This window comes from uncultured Cedecea sp., from assembly GCF_947498825.1.
In the GTDB taxonomy this organism is placed as follows: domain Bacteria; phylum Pseudomonadota; class Gammaproteobacteria; order Enterobacterales; family Enterobacteriaceae; genus JGM124.
This window is the reverse complement of record NZ_CANMLV010000005.1, coordinates 175,059-199,308: the sequence shown is the minus strand read 5'-3', so window position 1 is coordinate 199,308 and position 24,250 is coordinate 175,059. Positions and strand designations below refer to the sequence as shown.

General features: G+C 44.9%; 21 protein-coding genes. 16 read left to right on the top strand and 5 right to left on the bottom strand.

The window, feature by feature from the left end:
* Positions 1 to 24: 24 nt before the first annotated feature.
* The gene (gene uvrA, locus Q1A40_RS08370; RefSeq protein ID WP_299999188.1) at positions 25 to 2,850 is read right to left on the bottom strand and encodes an excinuclease ABC subunit UvrA; all 2,826 of its coding nucleotides are present in this window, start codon (positions 2,848 to 2,850) and stop codon (positions 25 to 27) included.
* A 227-nt stretch (positions 2,851 to 3,077) separates the two neighbouring features.
* Between uvrA and ssb1 the strand changes: the two genes are divergently transcribed.
* The 16 genes from ssb1 to Q1A40_RS08290 all read left to right on the top strand — a co-directional run bounded on the left by ssb1 (position 3,078) and on the right by Q1A40_RS08290 (position 19,696).
* Positions 3,078 to 3,611, top strand: coding sequence for a single-stranded DNA-binding protein SSB1 (gene ssb1 / locus Q1A40_RS08365; RefSeq protein WP_299999187.1), 534 nt, complete (start codon positions 3,078 to 3,080; stop codon positions 3,609 to 3,611).
* A 2,131-nt stretch (positions 3,612 to 5,742) separates the two neighbouring features.
* Positions 5,743 to 6,300 carry a fimbrial protein gene (locus Q1A40_RS08360; RefSeq protein WP_299999186.1) on the top strand — a complete coding sequence of 186 codons (558 nt, stop codon included), beginning with the start codon at positions 5,743 to 5,745 and terminating at the stop codon, positions 6,298 to 6,300.
* A 62-nt stretch (positions 6,301 to 6,362) separates the two neighbouring features.
* A complete protein-coding gene (locus tag Q1A40_RS08355; RefSeq protein ID WP_299999185.1) occupies positions 6,363 to 6,920 on the top strand; it encodes a fimbrial protein in 558 nt (185 codons plus the stop codon).
* A 42-nt stretch (positions 6,921 to 6,962) separates the two neighbouring features.
* A complete protein-coding gene (locus Q1A40_RS08350) occupies positions 6,963 to 9,476 on the top strand; it encodes an outer membrane usher protein (protein ID WP_299999184.1) in 2,514 nt (837 codons plus the stop codon).
* Between the two features lie 46 nt (positions 9,477 to 9,522).
* On the top strand, positions 9,523 to 10,281 hold the full coding sequence (locus tag Q1A40_RS08345; protein ID WP_299999183.1) for a fimbria/pilus periplasmic chaperone: 759 nt from the start codon (positions 9,523 to 9,525) through the stop codon (positions 10,279 to 10,281).
* A 15-nt stretch (positions 10,282 to 10,296) separates the two neighbouring features.
* Positions 10,297 to 10,941 carry a fimbrial protein gene (locus Q1A40_RS08340; RefSeq protein ID WP_299999182.1) on the top strand — a complete coding sequence of 215 codons (645 nt, stop codon included), beginning with the start codon at positions 10,297 to 10,299 and terminating at the stop codon, positions 10,939 to 10,941.
* Between the two features lie 27 nt (positions 10,942 to 10,968).
* Complete coding sequence (locus Q1A40_RS08335; RefSeq protein ID WP_299999181.1) at positions 10,969 to 11,520, top strand: fimbrial protein; 552 nt, start codon at positions 10,969 to 10,971, stop codon at positions 11,518 to 11,520.
* 41 nt (positions 11,521 to 11,561) lie between these two features.
* Positions 11,562 to 12,518 carry a fimbrial protein gene (locus tag Q1A40_RS08330; RefSeq protein ID WP_299999180.1) on the top strand — a complete coding sequence of 319 codons (957 nt, stop codon included), beginning with the start codon at positions 11,562 to 11,564 and terminating at the stop codon, positions 12,516 to 12,518.
* Between the two features lie 391 nt (positions 12,519 to 12,909).
* Positions 12,910 to 13,869: a LysR family transcriptional regulator gene (locus Q1A40_RS08325; RefSeq protein ID WP_299999179.1), complete on the top strand. Its 960-nt coding sequence runs from the start codon at positions 12,910 to 12,912 to the stop codon at positions 13,867 to 13,869.
* Positions 13,870 to 14,130: 261 nt separating this feature from the next.
* Positions 14,131 to 15,585 carry an NAD(P)-binding domain-containing protein gene (locus Q1A40_RS08320; protein WP_299999178.1) on the top strand — a complete coding sequence of 485 codons (1,455 nt, stop codon included), beginning with the start codon at positions 14,131 to 14,133 and terminating at the stop codon, positions 15,583 to 15,585.
* Positions 15,582 to 16,064: a hypothetical protein gene (locus Q1A40_RS08315; protein ID WP_299999177.1), complete on the top strand. Its 483-nt coding sequence runs from the start codon at positions 15,582 to 15,584 to the stop codon at positions 16,062 to 16,064. The genes Q1A40_RS08320 and Q1A40_RS08315 overlap by 4 nt, the downstream gene beginning before the upstream one ends.
* Positions 16,061 to 16,627, top strand: coding sequence for a peroxidase-related enzyme (locus Q1A40_RS08310; RefSeq protein ID WP_299999175.1), 567 nt, complete (start codon positions 16,061 to 16,063; stop codon positions 16,625 to 16,627). The genes Q1A40_RS08315 and Q1A40_RS08310 overlap by 4 nt, the downstream gene beginning before the upstream one ends.
* 12 nt (positions 16,628 to 16,639) lie before the next feature.
* On the top strand, positions 16,640 to 17,377 hold the full coding sequence (locus Q1A40_RS08305; RefSeq protein WP_299999174.1) for an amino acid ABC transporter ATP-binding protein: 738 nt from the start codon (positions 16,640 to 16,642) through the stop codon (positions 17,375 to 17,377).
* 23 nt (positions 17,378 to 17,400) lie between these two features.
* Positions 17,401 to 18,216 (top strand): transporter substrate-binding domain-containing protein, encoded by an 816-nt coding sequence (locus Q1A40_RS08300; protein WP_299999173.1) that lies wholly within the window; start codon positions 17,401 to 17,403, stop codon positions 18,214 to 18,216.
* A gap of 80 nt (positions 18,217 to 18,296) precedes the next feature.
* Positions 18,297 to 18,986: an amino acid ABC transporter permease gene (locus Q1A40_RS08295; RefSeq protein ID WP_299999254.1), complete on the top strand. Its 690-nt coding sequence runs from the start codon at positions 18,297 to 18,299 to the stop codon at positions 18,984 to 18,986.
* 17 nt (positions 18,987 to 19,003) lie between these two features.
* Positions 19,004 to 19,696 (top strand): ABC transporter permease subunit, encoded by a 693-nt coding sequence (locus tag Q1A40_RS08290; RefSeq protein ID WP_299999172.1) that lies wholly within the window; start codon positions 19,004 to 19,006, stop codon positions 19,694 to 19,696.
* Positions 19,697 to 19,910: 214 nt separating this feature from the next.
* On the opposite strand, the gene Q1A40_RS08285 is transcribed toward Q1A40_RS08290, so the two are convergent.
* The 4 genes from Q1A40_RS08285 to soxS all read right to left on the bottom strand — a co-directional run bounded on the left by Q1A40_RS08285 (position 19,911) and on the right by soxS (position 24,219).
* Positions 19,911 to 21,383 (bottom strand): aspartate aminotransferase family protein, encoded by a 1,473-nt coding sequence (locus Q1A40_RS08285; RefSeq protein ID WP_299999171.1) that lies wholly within the window; start codon positions 21,381 to 21,383, stop codon positions 19,911 to 19,913.
* 29 nt (positions 21,384 to 21,412) lie between these two features.
* On the bottom strand, positions 21,413 to 22,795 hold the full coding sequence (locus Q1A40_RS08280) for a diaminobutyrate--2-oxoglutarate transaminase (protein ID WP_299999252.1): 1,383 nt from the start codon (positions 22,793 to 22,795) through the stop codon (positions 21,413 to 21,415).
* Positions 22,796 to 23,323: 528 nt separating this feature from the next.
* The gene (locus tag Q1A40_RS08275; protein ID WP_299999169.1) at positions 23,324 to 23,599 is read right to left on the bottom strand and encodes a YjcB family protein; all 276 of its coding nucleotides are present in this window, start codon (positions 23,597 to 23,599) and stop codon (positions 23,324 to 23,326) included.
* Between the two features lie 296 nt (positions 23,600 to 23,895).
* On the bottom strand, positions 23,896 to 24,219 hold the full coding sequence (gene soxS / locus Q1A40_RS08270) for a superoxide response transcriptional regulator SoxS (protein WP_259052694.1): 324 nt from the start codon (positions 24,217 to 24,219) through the stop codon (positions 23,896 to 23,898).
* Positions 24,220 to 24,250: the final 31 nt, after the last annotated feature.

Genomic DNA, 24,250 nt, shown 5'->3' with positions numbered 1-24,250 from the left:
ACATGACAGTAAGGGGCAGGCTAATCAGGCAAGTAAAGGTTTGAGGAACCGTGCGGTATGTGAAGCTTCACATTCTGCAACCGTTTCTGGTGTGCCAGAGACGAGAATTTCACCGCCACCGCTTCCGCCTTCTGGACCGAGATCAACAATCCAGTCTGCGGTTTTAATCACATCCAGATTATGCTCAATTACCACGATGGTATTACCTTGGTCACGCAGCTGATGCAGCACTTCCAGTAATTGCTGAATATCAGCAAAATGCAGCCCTGTTGTGGGCTCATCGAGAATATAGAGCGTCTGTCCGGTACCACGTTTAGAGAGCTCACGCGCCAGTTTTACGCGTTGGGCTTCACCACCGGACAGCGTAGTGGCTGATTGTCCCAGGCGAATATAAGACAGACCGACATCAATCAGTGTCTGTAGCTTACGCGCCAGCGCTGGAACCGCATCAAAAAATGCTCTCGCATCTTCAATGGTCATATCCAGCACTTCGTGAATGCTCTTGCCTTTATATTTAATTTCCAGCGTTTCACGGTTATAGCGCTTACCTTTACACTGGTCACAAGGGACATAGATATCCGGCAGGAAGTGCATTTCGACTTTGATTACGCCATCACCCTGACAGGCTTCACAGCGCCCGCCACGTACGTTAAAGCTAAACCGACCTGGTGTATAACCACGCGCACGTGATTCCGGAACACCTGCAAACAGTTCGCGTACCGGAGTAAAGACGCCGGTATAGGTTGCAGGGTTAGAGCGAGGCGTGCGGCCAATCGGGCTCTGGTCAATATCAATGACTTTATCGAAATGTTCCAGCCCCTGGATATCACGGTAAGGAGCGGGCTCAATGATAGTGGCCCCGTTTAACTGACGCTGGGCAAGCGGGAATAATGTGTCATTAATCAGCGTCGATTTCCCCGAACCCGAAACCCCCGTCACACAGGTAAGCAGCCCTACGGGTAACGTTAAGGTAACATCTTTAAGGTTATTACCTTTGGCACCAATCAGTTTCAGGACTTTCTGTGGGTCAGCGCTGACGCGTTGTGCTGGTACAGCAATCTGGCGCTTACCGCTCAAATACTGCCCGGTCAGAGACTCAGATACGGCCATGATATCGTTCATGGTACCTTCAGCAACCACCTGGCCGCCGTGCACTCCTGCCCCCGGGCCGATATCAATAATATGGTCTGCAGCACGAATGGCATCTTCATCATGCTCAACCACAATCACCGTGTTTCCCAGATTACGCAGGTGAATCAGTGTTTCCAGCAAGCGTTCATTATCACGCTGATGCAGGCCGATAGAAGGTTCATCCAGAACATACATCACACCGACTAAACCGGCACCAATCTGGCTTGCCAGACGAATACGTTGAGCCTCTCCTCCGGACAGGGTTTCTGCTGAACGAGAAAGCGACAGATAATTCAGACCAACATTGACTAAGAACCGCAGGCGGTCGCCGATCTCTTTCAGCACTTTTTCAGCAATCTGTGCACGCTGACCGCTGAGTTTCATGTTCTGGAAGAATTCCATCGCATGACCGATGCTCATATCGGAAATCGTCGGTAGCGCGGTATTTTCGATAAACACATGGCGAGCTTCGCGACGCAGACGCGTTCCCCCACAACTGTTACAAGGGCGGCTGCTAACGTATTTTGCCAGCTCTTCACGTACCGCTGAAGATTCTGTCTCTTTATAGCGACGTTCCATATTATTTAGAACGCCTTCGAATGGATGACGACGTACGGAAGTATCCCCCCGATCGTTCATATAGTTAAATTCGATGGTCTCTTTACCTGAACCATGTAGCACTACTTGCTTTACAGCACTGCTCAGTTCATTCCACGGGGTCTCAACATCAAATTTATAGTGGTCTGCCAGGGAGCGTAACATCGTGAAATAGTAGAAGTTACGGCGATCCCAACCCCGAATAGCGCCACCGGCCAGCGAAAGATCGGTATTCTGTACGACTCTGTCAGGATCGAAATACTGTTGTACGCCCAGACCGTCACAGGTTGGGCAGGCTCCAGCCGGGTTATTAAAGGAAAACAGACGCGGTTCTAACTCACGCATACTGTAGCCGCAGACAGGGCAGGCAAAATTGGCAGAAAACAGCATTTCTTCTGCTTGTGGATCATCCATATCAGCCACAACAGCAGAACCGCCAGACAGTTCCAGAGCCGTTTCAAATGACTCGGCCAGACGCTGACTAATATCTTCCCGGACTTTAAAACGATCAACCACCACTTCTATAGTGTGTTTCTTCTGTAACTCTAGTTTTGGTGGATCGGACAGATCGCAGACTTCGCCATCAATACGCGCCCGGATATACCCCTGGCCTGCCAGATTTTCCAGCGTTTTGGAGTGTTCACCTTTCCTGTCTTTAATGATAGGTGCCAGCAACATCAAGCGACGGCCTTCAGGCTGCGCCAGCACGTTATCCACCATCTGACTGACGGTCTGCGCTGCTAACGGAATATCGTGATCAGGACAGCGTGGTTCACCGACACGGGCATACAGTAAGCGCAGATAATCATGCACTTCAGTGATGGTTCCCACAGTTGAACGTGGGTTGTGAGAGGTCGATTTCTGTTCAATGGAAATTGCCGGTGACAGACCTTCAATATGGTCGACATCAGGTTTTTCCATCAGCGACAGGAACTGGCGCGCATAAGCAGAAAGTGACTCAACGTAACGTCGCTGGCCTTCAGCATACAGTGTATCGAATGCCAGTGATGATTTACCCGACCCCGAAAGTCCGGTGACAACGATAAGTTTGTCACGCGGGATGACGAGGTTGATATTTTTGAGATTATGGGTGCGGGCGCCCCGTACTTCTATCTTATCCATTCACCTTTCCCGAACGATAATGATGTGTGGCTGGTGCCGATTGCACCACCGAAGGCCTTAGTGATTTATTATGGCATAATAAAAGCTGAATGAATATCCAGTGGTTTGATGAAATAATGTATCATCATGACAACTGTTGGAATGTTGCTCCCAGCTATAAACATCGGCGGTAGCATGATAGAATTGATCGTTTAGACTATTTATTACATATCCCAGGAGAGACGAATATGGCCAGCAGAGGCGTAAACAAAGTGATTCTCGTCGGGAATCTTGGTCAGGATCCAGAAGTACGCTATATGCCAAACGGTGGTGCTGTTGCTAACATCACTCTGGCCACTTCAGAGTCCTGGCGTGACAAGCAAACCGGCGAAACCAAAGAAAAAACGGAATGGCACCGTGTCGTGCTGTTCGGCAAACTTGCCGAAGTCGCGGGTGAATATCTGCGTAAAGGTTCCCAGGTCTATATAGAAGGTGCTTTGCAAACCCGTAAATGGACCGACCAGGCTGGTGTTGAAAAATATACAACCGAAGTTGTGGTTAACGTTGGCGGCACCATGCAAATGCTGGGTGGTCGTCAGGGCGGTGGAGCACCTGCTGGTGGTAATGCAGGCCAGCAACAAGGTGGTTGGGGCCAGCCACAGCAGCCACAGGCAAGCAATCAGTTCAGCGGCGGCGCGCAATCTCGCCCGCAACAACAGAATGCAGCACCTGCACCGTCTAATGAACCACCAATGGACTTTGACGACGACATTCCGTTCTGATTTTTTAGTTATAAATCAGTTGGTTAATTTTTTAGTTAATCATAGATTGTTGGCGTTTTCTTGAAAGTTTGGCTCATTCCTACCCTATAGTGGGGTTGAGCCTTGAAAGACTTCTCGGGGTAGTATGTCAGGGCAAGGCTGGTTAGGTGGAAAGAATCAGCCTTTTAGCCAGTCATGGTAAGCCCCACAGGATTTCTTGATTGGTTGAATAATTGTGTATCGTGGATTTCGCGGTATTCTTCGTACTTGCTCGGTGAGTGTGGTCATTGAATCTAAGCTGATTAAGAAATTAACGCATATAGCAAAGAAGAACCGATAGTATTGAGTCTGGCTCTGTAGTGGACTCGATATTGACTAGCTGACTCATTCAATTTCAAGCCTTCATGATTGCTATACTGATTTAGCGAAGAGGCTTCTATACCCATTCTGTTTTCAGACATCTAATAGATGTCCCATTCTGCTGTTGCCTCAGAGATTCTCTTGGTGATACTGACGTTACTAAATCGCCAGAGCAATACCTTGATCTCCGGTTTCCCCTAACTTGTGACACTGCGTAAAGTTCTTCCGGAAAAATGAGACGCTCTAGTCTGTTGGTTTATGGGAGGACTGGTTAAGCATGGCTGGTGCTCAGTCCCGAAAAAAACGGAGCGATATCACCCGTTGTCAGAATTTATAGCCGTTCCGGTGATTTACTATAGCAACTGTTGACTGTACCCCGAATTGATACTGTTACTGCCATATCTCCTGCTTTGTTAGTGGTAAATAATCTGCGTCACGGTGTTGTACGTCCTCTGATCCCTTATCACTACAACGACAGACCACTATAGCCGTATGTTGATTGCAAAAAGCAGCGGGTATTAAAAATTGTCGATTCTCTCTACCGAATCATCTCATTGGACAGTGTAACAGTGGATTTCATATTGTCTTCTTAACTATGTTTCTTGGATCCATGCCAGGTAAACAAGGAAACTATTGATTATTGCTATCATATGGCATGTTGTCGTGCCATCAAACCAGGATGCTTCGTTATCGTCACCAGTAAGAAAAATACTTATATATAGTAGTGAATTCCCGCGGATAATCGACATCTGTATCTGAAAACATATTTGTAGATAGGTAATTGGGCTACAGATAAATCCTATAACATCCAGTAAAACGTTGTAATAATAAAATTTATTGATCTAGGCCAAGAAAATGGCGATATTATTTAACTACACTGCAAAGGTCGAATGGTGTGACTTGGATCACGTATTTGGGTTGATAAACTAATGAAGTTTTCGTCAATTGGTTCTAAATTCTGGTTCAATGTTTTTAAGTGATGTTTTGTAATGCTGTTGCACTTAAACATGAATAGTTAACTTAACTGTAAGACCTTACAGATAGCGAGTGAACTAAGCTGTTCACAAATAGAATCAAGATATGAAATTGTTAATGCTGGAAGGAAACATTACTTCCATCGAGTTTTTGACTGCTTCTGATTTTGAAGCGAACGGTAAAAACATCTTTGGTAAGTGATGGTTATTATGGCAAGAGAGAATAATCTTAATCACATTAAGTGATTGATTTTTATTTATTTTTTTTATTTTTATTTGGGCTTGGTTATTTTTACGCAAAAAATGAGTAACATTTTTTGACAGTTTGAAATTATGTGCTAAATTTATTTTTAGCAACGTAAGTTAAAGAGGCTAAAATGAAAATGATATTTCAGGGTTGATTTAAATGTATTTTTTAACTATTTATCAGTAATGAAAGCATCATCTTTTATTACATTGTTATTGTTAAATTGACGTTTGATACTTATTTTTTATAGGTGTTTAAAGTGAATCTAACCTTACTAAAAATTTGTTTAAATCAAGGCGCAATCTTGTAATTGTTTATACGTTTTTACCGACTCGATATTTTGCATATCCTAAAACACAGGGCTTGTTTTATTGTGTTGGTATTCTGGCTGCTTGCAATAGTTGGCATCTGTCAATTATTAACAAGTGCTAGCTGCTGGTAGCTTTACTGTTTTATATGAAACGCTGTGCTGTTCGTTGTCTATATGCCCATGGTGTAATTTATTTAATACAAAATCATTTTGTATAATTTATTTCTATTGATGAAATATAACATATTGTAGAGGAATATTATGAAGAAGATTATTTTGGCTGCTCTGGTGTCTGGCGTGATGGCTACTTCTGCATTTGCTGCAGATAATCAAGGTAGTGGTAAAGTTACCTTTACCGGTGAAATCATTAGTGCACCTTGCTCAATTTCTCCGGAATCAATTGATCAGACAGTTCCTCTAGGCCAGATTGCTAACTCAGCTTTGGTCGGTGGTGGTACTTCCCCTGCTCAGCCATTTACTATTGAGTTAGAAGATTGCGTATTATCAAGCGCAACGCAGACTGTATCAGTTGCCTTTACTGGTACCTCATCTGCATTTGACGATGGCCTGTTGGGTATTACTGGTCTGGCAATCAATGCTCCTGCCGAGAATAATGTTGCGATTCAGATCAATGATTCTAACGGTGAGCGTATCGATATCAATGATGTTGCTTCACAGCAGGCTGTGAATACTCTACAGAATGGAAATAATACACTGTTATATAGTGCATTTGTTCGTGGAGACACAGGAGCAACAGTTGAGAACATTCCATTAGGTAGATTCAGTGGTGTAACTAACTTCACTCTGACTTATAACTAATGATAAGAGTGAAAATTAGCTAAGCTATTTTCCACTGTTTTTTTGAAAAGATGAGGGACGACGTGAAAGCTGAGAAAAAATATTTGCAGTTGTTATTATCAGTGTCTGTCATGTTGCTCTCATCATTTTCTGTTATGTCAGCAGCACCTGATGGACATGGTACTGTTAATTTATCTGGAGAAATTATAGATAGTGCTTGTTCAATTGGAACAGATTCACTTGATCAAACCATTGATATGGGAATGGTCCCTGTCAGTCTATTAAGGCAATCGGGAAGGGCACCACCAAAAAGTTTTAATATCGAACTTTATGATTGCACGGTTGTTCATCAAAGTTCGAGGGATCTACTTTCCCCTCGCTCATTTCAAATGATTTTTGAAGGGCCGCAAAATGGTGATTATTTCACTGTTGAAGGTGAAGCCAGAGGTGTGCAACTTGCACTCTTCAATAGCCAAGGCACTCTTATAAAACCAGGAGAGCCTATGGCAGAAGATAAAATGTTTTCTACTCCTAATCGTAGTGCGGTATTAAATTATGAGTTGCAGTTAGTTGCTGATAACAAACCGTTTAAGATAGGTACATATCATACGTTAATCGGCTTCAAGCTTGAATATTATTAGACTATAGCGTAGGTCGTTAATTAACTATTTAGGGAAACTATCATGTTACATCGCGCTTATAAATTATCTCCATTATGCATGATCGTGATGAGCGCGTTGGCTTCTTACTCTACTTATGCAGCTAATGTTGTAGAATTTAATACCGACCTGTTAGATATTAATGATAAACAGAATATTAATCTCGAACAGTTTTCTCGGGCTGGGTATATCATGCCTGGCACTTATGCTTTTAAAATCCAAGTTAACACTGATGCATTACCTGAACAACGGGTAACATTTATACCTACAGCTGATAGCGAAGCAGGGTCTGTCCCTTGTATTACTCCAAATATTACCAACCAGCTAGGCTTGAAAGAGGAGATGTTCGCCCAATTAAAATGGTTGAATGATGGTGAATGTCTCGATTTATCTAGTCTGCCGGGGGTGACAGCCAGAGGCGATCTGTCTGCTTTAGCATTATACCTTAATGTTCCACAAGCTTACCTCGAATACCGTACAGCGACATGGGACCCTCCGTCATTATGGGATAACGGTATACCGGGTGTTTTTCTTGACTATAATATGAATGGTCGAGCAAACCACTCTCAAAAGAATAGCACTAATATTTATACTGTGACGGGGAATGGTGTTGCTGGTGCAAATATGGGTGCATGGCGCATGCGTGCTGATTGGCAAGCTCGTTTTAATCATTCTACGAATTCAAGTAATTCCAATAATCATGAACTAAAGTGGACTCGCTATTATGTATATCGTGCTATCGTTAAATTACGTGCTAGCTTGACCCTTGGTGATGACTATTTGAGTTCCGATTTATTCGATAGTTTCAGATTCACTGGTGGTAGTTTGCGTTCTGATGTGAAAATGCTGCCCCCTAATTTACGTGGCTACGCGCCGGAAGTGACGGGTGTTGCAGCAACCAATGCTACGGTTATTATCAGCCAGCAAGGACGAGTGATCTATCAAACCCAAGTAGCTGCCGGGCCTTTCAGGATCCAGAATCTGGATGATACCGTAAACGGAAAACTGAATGTTCGCGTCGAAGAGCAAAATGGTACGGTACAGAATTTTGATGTCGATACTGCGAGTATTCCATACCTGACCAGACCAGGCTCTGTCAGATATAAAGTTGCTGTGGGACGCCCTACGTCGATAGACCATCGTAGCCAAGGTGATGTTTTTGCGGCCGGTGAAGCATCGTGGGGGGTATCTAATGGTTGGTCATTATTCGGCGGTAGCCTCAATAGCCAGAACTATAACTCTTTTGCTATTGGCGTGGGTCGCGACTTACTGGCTTTTGGTGCTATTTCCTTTGATATTACTCATGCTTTGGCAAATTTGAATAGTCATATGGATTCCACTAATAAGGGAAATATTAGCGGGAGTTCGTACCGTATAAACTACTCTAAACGCTTTGATGAATACGATAGTGCAGTTCAATTTGCGGGATATCGTTTCTCTGAGCGTAATTATATGAGTATGTCTGACTACCTTGAATATAGAAATAGTGGTCGTCAATATTATGGTGGGAAGGAGATGTATGTAATCTCTTTCAATAAAGCTTTTCGTGATTTAGGTATATCAGTTAATTTAAATTATAACCATCAAACATATTGGGATCGTCCAAATAACGATCGCTATAATTTAATGGTTACTAAAACAGCTGATATTGGTAATTTTAAGAATATTAATATGTCTCTTTCTGCGTATCGTAATATATACCAAGGTACAACAGATGATGGCATGTATTTATCTCTGTCTATGCCTTGGGGAAATAGTGCAAATATAGGTTATTCACTTGCAGCTAACAGAGACAATGTAACAAATAATGTCACTTATTATGATAGAATTAATAGTACTACCTCTTATCAAATTGGTGGCGGTTCAACTAGCCAAGGCGCAGCAGGTAATGCTTTTATCACCCATAACGGCACTAATGCTCGTGTAATCGCCAATGCGAACTTTTTGAGCAATGGCTATAATGCATTTGGTATAGGCGCCCAAGGGGGCATAACCTTAACGCCTAATGGTGGAGGGTTGCATCGTGTCTCTAATATGGGAGGCACGCGCTTATTGGTAGATACGGATGGAATCTCGAATGTGCCAGTCAAAGGCACTGGGGCGCCAGTATATACCAATATATTTGGTAAGGCGGTTATCCCGGATGTAAATAGCTATTACCGAAACAAAACAAAAATTGATGTTAACCAGCTTCCTCCTGATGTAGAAGCAACGGATTCTGTGGTGCAGACCACCTTGACTGAAGGTGCAATTGGTTACCGTAAGTTTGATGTTGTTGCCGGACGTAAACAGATGGTATCTATCCGTTTCGAAAATGGCGAATATCCACCATTTGGTGCCATGATCCGAAACAGTAAAGGAAAAAATACTGGTGTTATGGATGATAATGGACAGGCGTATATAAGTGGAATCAAGCCAAATGAGGTAATGACTATTAGTTGGTCCTCAACGGAAAGTTGTGAGATTCATTTCCCTGCCGTACTGGATGATGTGAGTAATAATTTTTTGATGCCTTGCAAAATAGCTACTATGAAGTAATAGTTATTATAAATATAGAGTGCTTGTGACTTTAAGAGGGAATGTGATGAAAGTAAATAAGAAGAAACTCTTCTCAACATTATCTGTATTGCTGAGCGTGGTTTTTTCAAGCCAAGTTTTTTCAGCGGTATCGTTGGATCGTACCAGAATAATCTTTAATGGCGATCGTAAAAACGTCGCGTTGACAATAACAAATAAAAATGTACAGCTCCCATTTTTAGCTCAGGGTTGGATGGAAGATAGTGAAGGTAAGAAAATTACTAATCCTTTTATTGTGTTACCACCTGTGCAACGTTTGGAACCGGGAAAAACAAGTCAAGTACGTATCGAATCTTTACCTGATGTAGACAAGTTACCGCAAGATAGAGAGAGTGTTTTTTATTTCAATCTGCGTGAGATACCACCGAAAAGTGACAAACCTAATGTCTTACAATTGGCATTACAGAGTAAGATTAAGCTGTTTTATCGCCCAACAGGTATCTTAATGTCTGATACGGAGATGAACGCTAATCCTTGGCAGAATAAACTGATTCTGATCAAGAAAGGAAATCAGTATGTAGCTAAGAATCCAACGGCATTTAATACGACATTAGTTGCGGCGGCGAGTTCAGAGACTGCTCAACCCTTTAATGATTTTAGTGCAACAATGGTTCCTCCATTCGGTGAAATGGCATTAAATTTACCAGTTTCAAAACTCGGTAATGCTCCAGTACTTACTTATATTAATGATTACGGCGGTCGTTTAAAACTCCCTTTTAAATGCCAGAGTGATCAATGTGTTGTTGTTCCTAGTAAAAAATCATAAATGAGGAGAAGAGAGATGGCTTATAACCTATTTTATCATCAACGGCATCGCCATGCTCTCTGGCCTACGGCTATTTTAATCTCTGGTGTGCTTTTTCCCATGGCATCTACAGCTGCTTATAATGATGCGTACATGATATCAAATGAATACAGAGATGAAGTTGTTAATGACCACGGGCAATTATATGTCCATGGTTCACTGACTGAAAGCCCCTGCCAGCTAACCATGGAGTCGATGTCTCAGTTAGTTGATGTTGGAAATCTGGAAACTGCAGATTTTAAAAAAATCGGATCTCAAGGAAAACCTGTTCCTTTTAAACTTGAACTTATTGATTGTATTGATGCACCTACAGCTCTTATAAATAGACGTACTAATACTGTTTCTTGGAGTACAGATCAAACAGGAGTGAAAGTGCGTTTTGTATCTCCTGCTGTTCCTTTTTATCCTGAGTTGATAAAACTGAATGGTATTGAAGGAATAGGTTTACAGCTAAGTGATGATAAGGGTAACGTTTTGCCTTTAGGGCAAAATAGTGCCCCTCAAGTTGTCGGACCGGGACAAGGAACGTTAAGTTATTATTTAACCCCTATTCGTGTTAGTGATTCTCTACGCCCGGGTGCTTATAACGCTTTAGTTTCATTCGAGCTGGTTTATGATTGATCTGAACATGATAGAGGAAGGTCAAACGTGAAAATAATATCTCACTACTTTCATCCAGTTGTTAGAAGTATATTTTTTTGCTTTCTGACCTTGGGTATGACAGTGCCAGCGTATAGCTCCGGTGATCTCAAGATAACCGGTAATCTGATTGATGACCCATGTACTTTAGTGACAGATGACGAAAATGTTATTGTTCCATTTGACGTCATAGTTGATAAGTACTTATATCTTAATACAAATACTAAACCGGTATCGTTCCAAATTCGATTGGAAGATTGTGATGTCATTTTGGGTTCTAGTGTCAGTGTCAGCTTTAATGGTACAGAAAACGCCAATATTCCAGGATTCTTGGCGCTAGACTCCGGAAGTGTTGCAACTAATGTGGCTATAGGTATTCAGAATAGTAATGGTGAATTGATTCCAATTAATTCTACAACACCGGTTTTCCCTATAGATGGTCCGACGGTGACCTTGGATTTTCAAGGCATAGTTCAAGGTGAACCCCAAGCAATTCGAGATAAAAGCATTGGCCTTGGTACTTTCGTCGCGACAACATCTTTTGTCTTGAACTATGATTAACAGATTGACTTTGTAGTTTATTATTGTGGGGCTCATTCATCATGCTAAGAAATATTATTTTTATCTTCCTTTTATTTTCCGGCTCTACACATGCCTATCTTTGTATGAACACACTTACAGGTGAGACCTTCAAAAGCGGAAACCAAGATTTGGTCGTTTTTCTTGATTCTGATATTCAAGCGGGAGAAAATATTTTCGCTAACGTAGGTGATTATATTTCCTGTAAAAATGAAATTCCTGACCAGTATACAGACTTTCTCGATCTGCAAACACCAAATGCTATTATTCCAGGAAGCGCTGTCCAAGGTTTAGGCCTTGATGGTGGTGTTTATATTAACGGTCAACGTTTTCGGGCTGGTCAAACGAATGGCCCATTTAACGTATTTACATTGACTGATGGTGATTATCATCCAGTCGATATTGACGTTTATTTTGAAGTTACTCAAGCAGTTGGCCCCTATGTTGAGATAAATCCTGGCGACGAGTTAATGGTGCTTAGACTCAATTTCCACAGTCTTCCTGTGGAATCAGATTTTGATTATAGCTGGCGTATTATTGCAGGTAACAGAGCAATTCTTGCAACCGGTACCTGCGAAATTGATAATGGCGCACCGATCGAAGTCAACTTTGGTGATGTCGGTAAAAAGAAAATATCAACGGGTGCAAACAGTGCCTTAAGTACTGTACGTGTTGATAAAACAATAAGTTTTGATTGCGATAATCCAGGTATCGATATGAATATTGATATCCACTTGAGCGCTACTCCTTTAAGTTTTTCTAATGATGGATTTGCAACTTCAACAAGTGGTTTAGGCGTTGTGATGTATCATGATGGTAATATAGTACCACCTTTTGGTAAATTTCCTTCAAGACTGACAGGCGGATTAGGAAGCGAAGATCTTTCCTTCTCTTTAATCAAAACAGCGAATCCAGGACCTGGTGATTTGGCAGAAGGGCCTTTTACTGCTCAAGGTTCATTGATTATAAGCGTTCAGTAATTTTTGCTGAAAGGTTCAAGTAAAATGCCGTATTTTTTATGCGGCATTTTTTAAACATGAGTTAGTGAATTAAAGTATAATTTTTTTTCTTCTTACTTGAACTGTCACTTATTTATTCGTATCCCAATCTTGGGATTCACGATACTCCGCCTTAAGTTTTCTTATCCGTGTTTCGCTAATTCAAGTTATATTCACAGTTCTATCATATAAAATCATCATTGCTCTGCCCATTCGCTTTGATTTACGCAAGTAAGGGGCAGGAGGGATCTAAGGTATCCTGATTGATTACTAATATTGGCGGGTAGTGGCGAATTGTCCCGACTCTCTCTATGATGGCTTTTTTCCCGTATTATGTTCGGGAGTGAGTCAATAAGTCAGGAAAAAGCATCCGATGGTAATCTTAAATGACCTGGATTTACGGCAACTGGAAGCCTTTTCGGCGGTCATTTCTGCCGGGAGTGTTACTGCAGCAGCAAAAGCGTTGAGTCGTTCACAACCCGTAGTTTCGCGACAGATTCAGGAGCTTGAACAGTCGCTGGGTTATCCGCTATTTATTCGTAATGGCCCACGTATCCACCCATCGGAAAAAGCCTTACAGCTTTATCAGTATGTGCAGAAAGCGCTGCTGTCATTACAGCAAGTTCGCCTGCGAGCAACAGAGATTTCTCACCAGCAACACCCTCCGTTAAATATTGCTGCGACCCCGGCACTGGCTGCAGGGTTGCTCCCCCAGGCGTTAGCGGCGCTGAATTTACAGAATAAAGTACAAATCCTGAGTGATTCCGCTGAACAAACAGCGCATGCGGTTATTACGGGCAGTGCGGATTTGGGGCTGTGTAGTTTGCCTTTAGAACATCATGCTCTGGAGCTGCATTGGATAGGGCAGTCGAGTTGTGTGGTGGCCTTACCTGAAAACGATCCGCTGGTAGCAGAACCCGAGTTACAATTGAGTCAACTGGCTGGGCGGCGTTTTATTGTGCCCTGGAGTCCGCAGCGGCTACGTGGGCGTTATGAAAAGGCGTTAAAAAAGATCAAAGCGCCGCTATCTGAGACGATTGAAACCAACTCTTCAGCGAATATTCTTGGTTGCGTAAGGGCGGGGCTGGGAGTGGCTATTCTTGAGCCGGTAACGGGCTGGGGTGTTCCTGTGCCGGGAGTCGTTATTCGTCCCTTAGTCGAAAAAATTCCGTATTTCTTTGGTGTCACCACACCACAAGGACGACAAATTTCAGCGCCGGTACAAGCACTTATTGAAGCGCTGGCGACGGCTGCGACACGTCTGCTACCTGAGTTTGAATGTCTGCCAGCGGGTGAACATCAGCGCATCATGCGGTTAATTAATCAGGATTAAGGTCTTGAGTCTCCGGGTTCCTCCGGCACCTTATATCTTTTATTGCATAAGATATAATAAATCGATTGGTTAAAATATGAGCCTCCTCCTTGACTCTATTTCGGGTCAAGAGGAATATGCGAAACCTTAGTTCTTATTATGCGTTTTTAAAATTATTAATGGTGGATTATGCGTTATGCATATAGTGAAAATGCATAGTCAATAATGTGATTTAGCCATTTTCGCAAGCCTACGCTGCCGTTTACTCCAGGGAATACTGATATGACACATACTGCCGATGGTCTGGTCGCGCTGGAAGCTCAGCTGAGACAAGATCTGGAATACCTTGAACTTCCAGCTAAATCCTGGGTGCCTGAACATCAATACAAGGGTGTTCCAGTACGTGATGTGGTCGTGATTGGTGCAGGAATGTGCGGCCTGGCGGCGGTAGCAAAATTACAGCTATCCGGTGTGAGCAATGTGGTGGCTTATGACGCGGCACCTGCTGGTTTAGAAGGTCCGTGGGTGACTTTTGCTCGTATGGAAACCTTACGCTCGCCAAAAAGCCTGCATGGTCCGGCTTTGGGGCTGCCTCAGCTGACTTTCCGGGCATGGTTCACTGCACAGTGGGGCTCTGATGCCTGGCAGGCGCTGGATAAAATAGCTAAAGATCAGTGGATGGACTACCTGGTCTGGTATCGCAAGGTTTTGAATCTGCCGGTACAGAACAATGTGCGTGTGACCCGAGTTACTCCTGTTGATGGCTTGCTAGCGCTGGAACTCAGTGGAGCGCAAAGCGGAGTGGTCTATGCCCGTCGTCTGGTTCTGGCTACTGGCCGTTCAGGACTGGGCGGCTTTGCAGTGCCTGATTTCCTCTCTGGTATCGACCGTAAATTCTGGGCTCACTCCGCCGATGAAATTGATTTTGATGCTTTGCAAGGCAAGCGGATCGCTATTTTGGGTGCGGGTGCTTCGGCGATGGATAATGCGGCCACTGCCCTGGAAAATGGCGCAGCGGCAGTCGATTTGATCATTCGTCGCAAAGCCATGCCACGCATAAATAAAATGACCGGTATCGGCAGCCAGGGTGTGGTTCACGGTATGCATCTGCTGGCGGATGACTGGAAATGGAAATTTGTCGATTACACCGCATCTACTCAGACACCACCGCCGCGCTCTTCTACGCTACGCGTATCAAGGCATGAAAATGCGCGTTTTTTCCTTGATTGTGGCGTTAACAGTGTTAAACAGCAGGAAAATGGGCTGCAATTAAACACCACTCAGGGCGCGTTGTATTACGACTATTTGATAGCGGCAACGGGCTTCACCAATAACTTTCACGGGCGTCCGGAGTTTGCCGCTATTGCTCCTTATATCCGTAGCTGGGCTGATGGACGTTATAACAGTGAAATGGGCAATGCGCGTCAGAGCATGCTGGAAGCCCCGGACCTGGGGCCTTCATTTGAATTCCGCGAGCGGACGCCCGGTGAGTGTCCGCTCCTTGCACATATCTATTGTTTCAATGATGCCGCCATGCTGACCCACGGCAAGGTTTCAGGCGATATTCCTGCGGTCAGTGCCGGGGCCGATCGTCTGGCTCGCGGCATTATCGCCTCACTATTTGCCGAAGATGTTGAACAACATTATGCCAGTTTACAGGCGTTCGATATTCCTGAACTGCAGGGCGATGAATGGGTGGACTCAACCCCCTTACTTAAACAGGAGAATGCGTTGTGAGTGACGCGATTGATAGAGCAGCCGGGCTGTTACCGGAAGATACGTTAGCGCTTACTCGCCGCCAACGCCCTGAATTTGTTAACGGTGCAGAGCAATGTCTGCAATCCGTGCTGGCTCCGCATGATGACCAAGGGCTGGGGGTTGATCTACGTCTGGCCTTGGCGCTGCGTATTGCAACGCTGAATAACGACTATGCATTACAGCAGGATTACCAGACTCAGCTGGCGCAGTATCAGCCATCAGAATCACTGCAAGCCCTGGGTCGTGGCGAACATACTCTTGCTGAGCCGCTGGCAACCCTGGCCCGTCATTCTGACATGGTCACGCAGTCTCCAGCCCAGGCAACAGAGGAAAATATTCGTTTACTGGAGCAGGCTGGTTTTAGTCATGCACAGATAGTGGCGCTTTCTGAACTGATTGCGTTTGTTAATTTCCAGACTCGTGTGATTGCGGGTTTACGTCTGCTGAGGTCATCATGATCCCCTCTGTCACGCTGAAGCCTTTACACTGGCACCCTTATATTACGCCTGTTGAAGTGGCACAAGCGACGCCTGTTCAGCTGGAAGCCATGGCGGTAACGCCTTCTAATAAGAAGGTTTCCGAGTATGTACGTACCCTGGTTCATGATCCGGAAAGCTATGTGGCACGTACCGTATTATTTAACGCCATTATGTATGTCGAGGGTGGATTAGATCGCGCTGACAGAGAACTGGGGGCTTTGGGTGCTTCTATTGTTAATGGCTGTAAATATTGCGCTGTGGTTCATGCCCGCCGCCATGTCCAGTTATCAGAAGATGACGCTGTAGTCAGTGCGATTTACTTTGAACGTGATGACCTGCTCAATGCACGGAACCTGGCTATTTATCGTTTTGCACAACGTCTGTCAGTGACACCTGCACAAGCGAGCCAGGAAGATATTGCCGCACTGCGAGCAGCAGGGATGGATGATGGTGAAATTATTGATCTTATCCACGCGATTGCCATTTTTGGTTGGGCCAACCGTTTGATGCATGTGCTTGGCCATGCTGATATGAATAAATAGAGGCAGAACAGAATGTTAGAACTGAAAAATATCACCCTGTCCTACGGCGAGACACCTATTCTGCGGGGCGTTAACTTGGCGGTTAATAAAGGCGATGTGGTTTCGATAATTGGCCCAAGTGGTACCGGCAAAACGACTTTACTGCGTTGTATTAATTATCTGGCTAAGCCGTCATCCGGCACTATCGTGCTCGATCAGCACCAGATGGACTACCAGTCACCCAATAAAGCGACCATCCAGGCGATTCGTTTACGTACTGCGATGGTTTTCCAGCAATTTAATGTTTTTAAAAACATGACAGTGCTGGAAAACGTGATGGATCCGCTGGTGGTTATCCAGAAAAAAACCAAGCAACAAGCGCGTGATATTGCCGCGCAGGAGCTGGAACGCGTAGGCCTTGGAGCAAAGCTTGACCATTATCCTTCTCAGCTTTCAGGTGGTCAGTTACAGCGAACTGGTATCGCCAGAGCTTTAGCAGTAAAGCCTGATGTGATTCTATTTGATGAACCGACCTCTTCCCTTGACCCGGAGTTAGTGGGTGAGGTGTTAAAAGTGATTAAAGATGTGACCTCGTCCGGTATTACTTCACTGTTAGTGACACATGAAATGCAATTCGCCAAAAGTGTCTCGAACCGTATCGTATTTATGGATCAGGGTGTGGTAGCAGCAGAAGGTAGTCCGACAGAGATTTTCGATAATCCCGCTTCGCCGCGTCTGGCGCAGTTTCTTAATACTGAACATGCATTCTAATAATTTTAAAGGGAGTAAAACAAATGCCTGCAATTAAAAAAACGTTATCCCGCTTCGCCATGCCCGGCATCATTGCTCTGGCACTTTTCAGTGCTAATAGTTTTGCTGATGAAGTCCGCACGATAAAAATCGCTACTGCCGCAGAGTCTAAACCTCTGTCATGGGGAGCTATCGGCTATGAGCCACAAGGTTATGAGCCAGATGTTCTGAAAGCTATCAATGCGAAGCTGCCACAGTATAAATTTGTGATGGAAGGTGCTGCTGATATTGCTCAGGAAACGGGGCTGGTCACTGGTAAGTACGATATGGCGACCGGTGGTTACTATAAAGCGCCAAGTCGCAGCAAACAGTTCCTGATACCAGATGCGCCAATCGGCGCCAGTTTGATGAAGATCTACAGTCGTAGTGACAGTGACATCAAAGAAATGAAAGACCTGGTCGGTAAGAAAATCGTTCCTGTGACCGCAGGCGGCGGGGTCTATAAATTTGTCACCCAGTGGCAGCAAGATCATCCAAATGAAAAAGTGACTATCACGGCCTCTAGCGCAGGTATCCCTTATCCGGACCGCCTGAAAGAAGTACAGAATGGTAAATATGATGCGCTGATCCTGCCTTCAAACCTCGGCCAGCAAACCGTTATTGATAACCAGAAACTGTCTATTAAAGCCAGTGAACCTGTGGTGATTAATCAGACCTATATTCTGATTAACCGCTCAGCTAAAAACCAGGCACTGAACGACGACATCACTCAAGCTCTGAAAGAATTGAAAGCGGATGGCACACTCGACCAGCTTTCTCAGAAGTGGTTTGGTGAAGACGTTTCACAGTATATGAAGTAGAAGATTTACCTGAAGCCCTGTGAACACAGGGCTTCAGCAGTCATTGATAGCAGGAGTGTTGCACCGTGGATCTCTCTACCATGCTCCCTGAGCTGTTAACGGCAATGCCATTAACGCTGGGTATATTATTCGCTGCGATCATTGTCGGGTTTTTTCTGGCTCTGATCGTCACCTTTTTTCGGGTACGTCGTATCCCGGTTTTGAGTCAACTGACCGATGTCTACGTGTCCTATGCACGTAGTGTACCGGTCGTGCTGCAATTATTCGTCGCCTTTTATGGTATGCCGTTACTCGCAGGTCTGGTGGGCGTTGAAGACTTTTTTTCGTCCAACATTGCGGCAATGATTGGCTTGAGTCTCTACCACGGCGGTTACTTGTCTGAAGTGATGCGTCCGGCATTTCTGGCAGTAGAGAAAGGCCAGCATGATGCTGCAGACAGCCTGGGCTATAGTTTCTTGCAAAAAATGAAACGTGTCATCGGGCCACAAGCGGTGCACTTTGCTTTGCCTGGTTACGGTAACGCGATTATTTATTTAATTCATAACGTGGCGCTGGTGATGTATATCGGAGCAGCTGACTTGATGGCGACAGCCCATGTGATTATGGAACATGACTATAACCAGTATCAATTTGCGACTTATATGGTACTGGCTGTTATCTACTCGCTCATGTGTCTGGTTGCCTGGCTGGTTATCCGCTTCTTTGAAAGGCGTCACGCGAAATACAGCTCGAAGTCAGCGACTCGCGTCAAGCTTACCCCAAGCGTTTGAATGAAGGAGAAAACTTGATGTTTGATTTTGAGGTATTGGTTTTTGACTTCTGGAGCATCCTGAGTGTGGTTCCCTCCACACTGCTGATGGCGGTAGTGATATTTTTGTTATCGACACTGCTTGGCGGATTGTTTGCGTTTATTGAGTTTCGCCGTGTTCCGGTACTGCGTCAGTTAGTGTTTGCTTACAAAGTGGCCTTTAAAGGTATGCCGATGGTGGTGGTGATTTTTCTCGCTTACTATGGCCTTCCTGCAGCGCTGGATTTTATTGCCACTCAATTTTCGATAGAAGTAAATGCCCACTCACTTCCTAACTGGGTGATTGTTATTGTGGCCCTGACAGCCTGTGTTTCAGCGTTTCAGGCTGAAGTCTGGAAAGGCGCTGTTAATGCCTTTGATAGCGGGCAGTCAGATGCAGCTGCTTCGCTGGGTTACAGTAGCGGACAGTTATTTCGGCGTGTGATGTTCCCGCAGATAATCGTCACCGCTATTCCTGATTTTGCCAACTCTTTTATGGTGGTGATGAAGGCGTTATCCCTGGCGTTTGCTATCGGCGTTGTCGAGATATTTGCTCAGGCTCAGCTGGCTGCCGCGCTGAACTTCTACTATCTGGAAGCCTTCCTGGTGGCAGTCGGGTTCTATATGTTTATTGCTTATGTGGTGACCAAGGTTGCCGATAAGATAGAGGCGAAGCTACGCGTTCGTACCTGATGGAGATGTGATTATTGTTATCAGCCGAAAATCAATGAATTGATTTTCCTGCTTATTTTCGTAAATAAGCGCTGATAATCAGATATCACTTTAGCTTTGTCATCAGTCTCACGGCTCGCGAATGCGGGCCGTTTTTTTAGCGTTTATATGATAGTTAATCGTAAAAAAGCCGCTCAAGGTTTCCCGTGAACGGCCTTGTTTACAGCTTTTGCTATTAGCCAGCAATCAGCGGCGCAGCAGTAACGTCAACCAGCTCCAGCAGACGCTTAATATCTTCCAGTGTCACCACAGGATTTAATAAGGTCATTTTAAGACAGGTTATACCGTTATGCTCAGTCACACCCAGGTTAGCGCGGCCGGAAGCGAGCAAGGCATCACCTATTTTCTGGTTCAGCAGCGCAATACTTGCGTCATCTGCTTGTGCCAGTGAAGCCGGACGGTAGCGGAACAGAACGCTCGCCAGCTGAGGCTGCATAACCAGCTCCAGTGATGGCTGTTCTTCGATGTACTGTGCAACCTGTTGAGCCAGAGTCACACCGCTATCGATAATAGCGGCATACTGTTTCTGTCCCAGTGCTTCCAGTCCCATCCACAGTTTCAGAGCATCAAAACGACGCGTTGTCTGCAGTGATTTGGAAACCAGATTCGGTACACCTTGTTCTTCATCAAACTCGGAGTTCAGATAAGCCGCCTGATAACGCATCAGTTCATAGTGACGCTCATCTTTCAGCAAGAATGCGCCACAGCTGATGGTCTGGAAGAACTGTTTATGGAAATCCAGCGTAACAGAATCAACCAACTCAAGACCATCAAGGTAATGACGATACTTCTCAGACAGCAGCAGAGCGCCCCCCCAGGCCGCATCAACATGCACCCAGATATTGTGTTGCGCACCCAGGCGGGCAATGTCAGCGAGCGGATCGATAGCACCGGCATCGGTGGTACCTGCGGTCGCGACAATCGCCATGATCTGGTCGTCATTCGCTTCAGCCTGGGCAATTTTCTCGGCTAAATCATCGAGATCCATGCGGGCAAAGCTATCTGTCTTGATAAGTGTCACACACTGATAACCAAAGCCCAGTAAAGCCATATTCTTTTGCACAGAGAAGTGTGCATTTTCAGAACAGAAGACTTTAATTTTCTTCAGATTACCGATTAAACCGTCCTGCTGTACCGAATGCCCCTGGCGCGCAAAAAAGGCATCACGCGCCAGCATCAGACCCATCAGATTGCTTTGTGTGCCGCCGCTGGTGAACACACCTGCGTCGCCAGCGGTATAACCCACCTGGGCACGTAGCCATTCAATCAGCTTCATCTCGATAATGGTGGCTGACGGGCTTTGATCCCAAGAGTCCATACTCTGGTTGGTTGCATTGATCAGTACTTCAGCAGCCTGGCTTATCACCAGGCTTGGGCAATGTAAATGCGCCACGCATTGTGGGTGGTGCACTGACAAACTGTCTTTCAGAAAGTACTCAATTGCACGTTCAATAGCAGCCTGGTTACCCAGGCCCTGAGGATTAAAATCCAGTGCAATACGTTCGCGTAATTCAGCAACGGTTTTGCCCTGATACATTTCTGGCTGCTGTAACCACTGCATGACTGCCTGGGTACTTTGCGTAATCGCCTGCTGATAAGCTTCAATGCTTTGTGCTGACGAGGCCAGAATTGGATTTATTTGTGACATTTGGTACGACTCCACTCAGACCAGTCCACTCAGACTGGTTTAACACCAGCAGCTAACAGAGCCTGTTCAAATTTGCTCAGGAAGATTTCCAGCTCATCATCGGTGATAAGCAGGGATGGCAGCAGGCGTAAAACACAACCCCCGCGACCACCACGCTCCAGAATTAAACCATGTTCAAAGCATTTTTTCTGAATTAGCGCAGAGACAGCACCATCTGCCGGGTAGCAACCCATATGATCCTGTGCTTCTCCTGGCTTAACTATTTCCAGACCGAGCATTAAGCCCAGACCACGGACATGTCCGATAGCCGGATAGCGTTTTTGTAGCTGTTTCAGTTTATCTTTTAACCACTCGCCTTGCTGCGCAACTTTATTGGCAACTTTTTTATCTTTCAGATACTTAAGCGTGGTCAGGCCGGTCGCCATGGCTAACTGATTGCCACGGAAGGTGCCAGTGTGGTGGCCAGGTTCCCAGGCATCAAACTCTCTTTTCAGGCCAAGCACGGCTAATGGCAAGCCACCACCGACGGCTTTTGACATAACAATAATGTCGGGTTCAATGCCTGCGTGTTCGAAGGCAAACATCTTACCGGTACGGGAGAATCCAGCCTGAACTTCATCGATAATCAATAAAATGCCGTGTTCTTGGGTCACTTTACGGATACGTTGCAGCCATGCAGCAGGAGCAGGGTTAACGCCACCCTCGCCTTGAACGGCTTCAAGGATCACCGCGGCAGGCTTACGCACGCCACTTTCAACATCATTGATTAAGTTGTCAAAGTAGTAGCTCAGAGCGGCAACGCCCGCTTCACCACCAACACCTAACGGGCAACGGTACTCGTGAGGATAAGGCAGGAACTGAACTTCAGGCATTAAACCGTGAATAGCTTCTTTTGGTGACAGGTTGCCGGTCACTGACAGTGCACCGTGAGTCATACCATGGTAACCACCAGAGAAGCTAATAATGCCGCTGCGGCCGGTATGTTTTTTCGCCACTTTAATTGCCGCTTCTACGGCGTCCGCGCCAGACGGGCCACAGAACTGAAGGCAATACTCTTTACCCTGACCTGGCAGTAAAGAGAGCAGATAAGCAGAAAACTCATCTTTTAATGGGGTAGTAAGATCAAGAGTATGCAACGGCAAGCCGCTGGTAATGACATCTTGGATACTCTGCAGAACGTCAGGATGATTATGGCCAAGTGCTAATGTTCCGGCACCAGCCAGACAGTCAAGATAATGATTGTTTTCAACGTCGGTAATCCATGCACCCTGAGCTTTAGCTATCGCAAAAGGTAATTTGCGTGGGTAGCTTCTGACATTAGATTCAAATTCAGCTTGTCTTGCTAAATAAGTTTCGTTGGTGGTTTTTGCAGATTGTGCATCTAAAGTGTCAATACGGACTTTATCCGTCATCATATCTCTCCTACAACCGGAGGCTAAAGCTCACCGGTTGAATTAATTTAAAAGGGAACTACGGCATATAAAAACGACGACAATATATGGCTTTTTACCCCGTTGCTCAATCATTAATTTTCATCAATAAAAACATATGCTTATTGTTGTTTTTTGTAATAACCATGTAGTTTGTGTGCATATGGTCAGCGGGGAAAATAAAAAATGAGTGTCAGGTATCTAATAATCATCGTTTTTAATATCTGGCCTGACCAGAAAGAGAAGATGGCAAACATACCTGATAAGGTATCCCGTTATATTGCTAAGTCGGCTGTTATTAAGAGAATAGAGCGCCAATCAAACAGATAATGTGGTGGAAAATATAAATCTGTCTTCTGTAACGTAGATGCAATATTAATTATTTATGACTGAATCCAGAAAGCGGGCGGCATCGCTTGGTTGTTCGTCAGAGGCAGGTTATTCACACAGCAGGATATCGATAAACGAAAAATCCCGCCAGATGGCAGGATTTAAACAAAGTCTGTGTTGCTAAGGTAGTGGCCAGGTTGGGGGCGTTTGGCTCATCACTTCAATCACCGTATCTTTAACCGCCATCCAGCTGGTGGCCATCTCTGCGCTGGTCAAACCAAGCAGGCTGGTCGCAAACCAGCATGAAGCACTGACACCCATCATTGTGCTAATAATAGCAAGAGCAGGGTAGTGTGACCGGCGTAGCTTTATGTTGAGTGTACTTGCCATAAACATCAGCGTCGCACTGATTAGCGGCCAGCGCATTAATACGACACCAGCAGTGATTGTCCCCATAAAATGGTTCCTCTAAAGCAGATTCATCAATACAGGCCGTAAGGATGATCGACCGTCAATGAACAAGCATTAAAATATAAAAGTGATTACTTGGCTTTGATATGTGAAGTCTATCACACTTTTTTATTGTGACAATCGATTACAAGGTCGATCTGAGTCGCGCTAATTATGGACCGTCGAAGACAGGGAAGGGTATGAGGGGCCGGGACAGAATTCTGGAGATTAAACGAATGGGTCGTCACCCATAGCCGACCGCCGAACAAGAGTACGAATGTCTGTCGGCGGTTCCGGAAAGACTAACACTGATGGCGATAGTCGCTGGGAGTGCGATCAAATGCGCGACGGAAGACGCGGGAAAAGGTTTGTTGCGATACATACCCATAGTCCATCGCAATATCGAAAATAGGTCTCTTTGTGGCACGGAGTTCTTCTGCGGCCATTTGCAGACGACGCTGGCGGATATAATCACCCAGGGTTTGACGCATCACGGTGCGAAACATTCGCTGTAGATACCATTTTGAATATCCTGATTTTTTTGCCACGACATCGATATTAAGTGGCTGGTCAATATGGGAGTCAATCCACTCAGTTAACGTATGAATAATATCCTGATGCGCCATAAATTATCCTCTATTACAGATTAGCCGATTA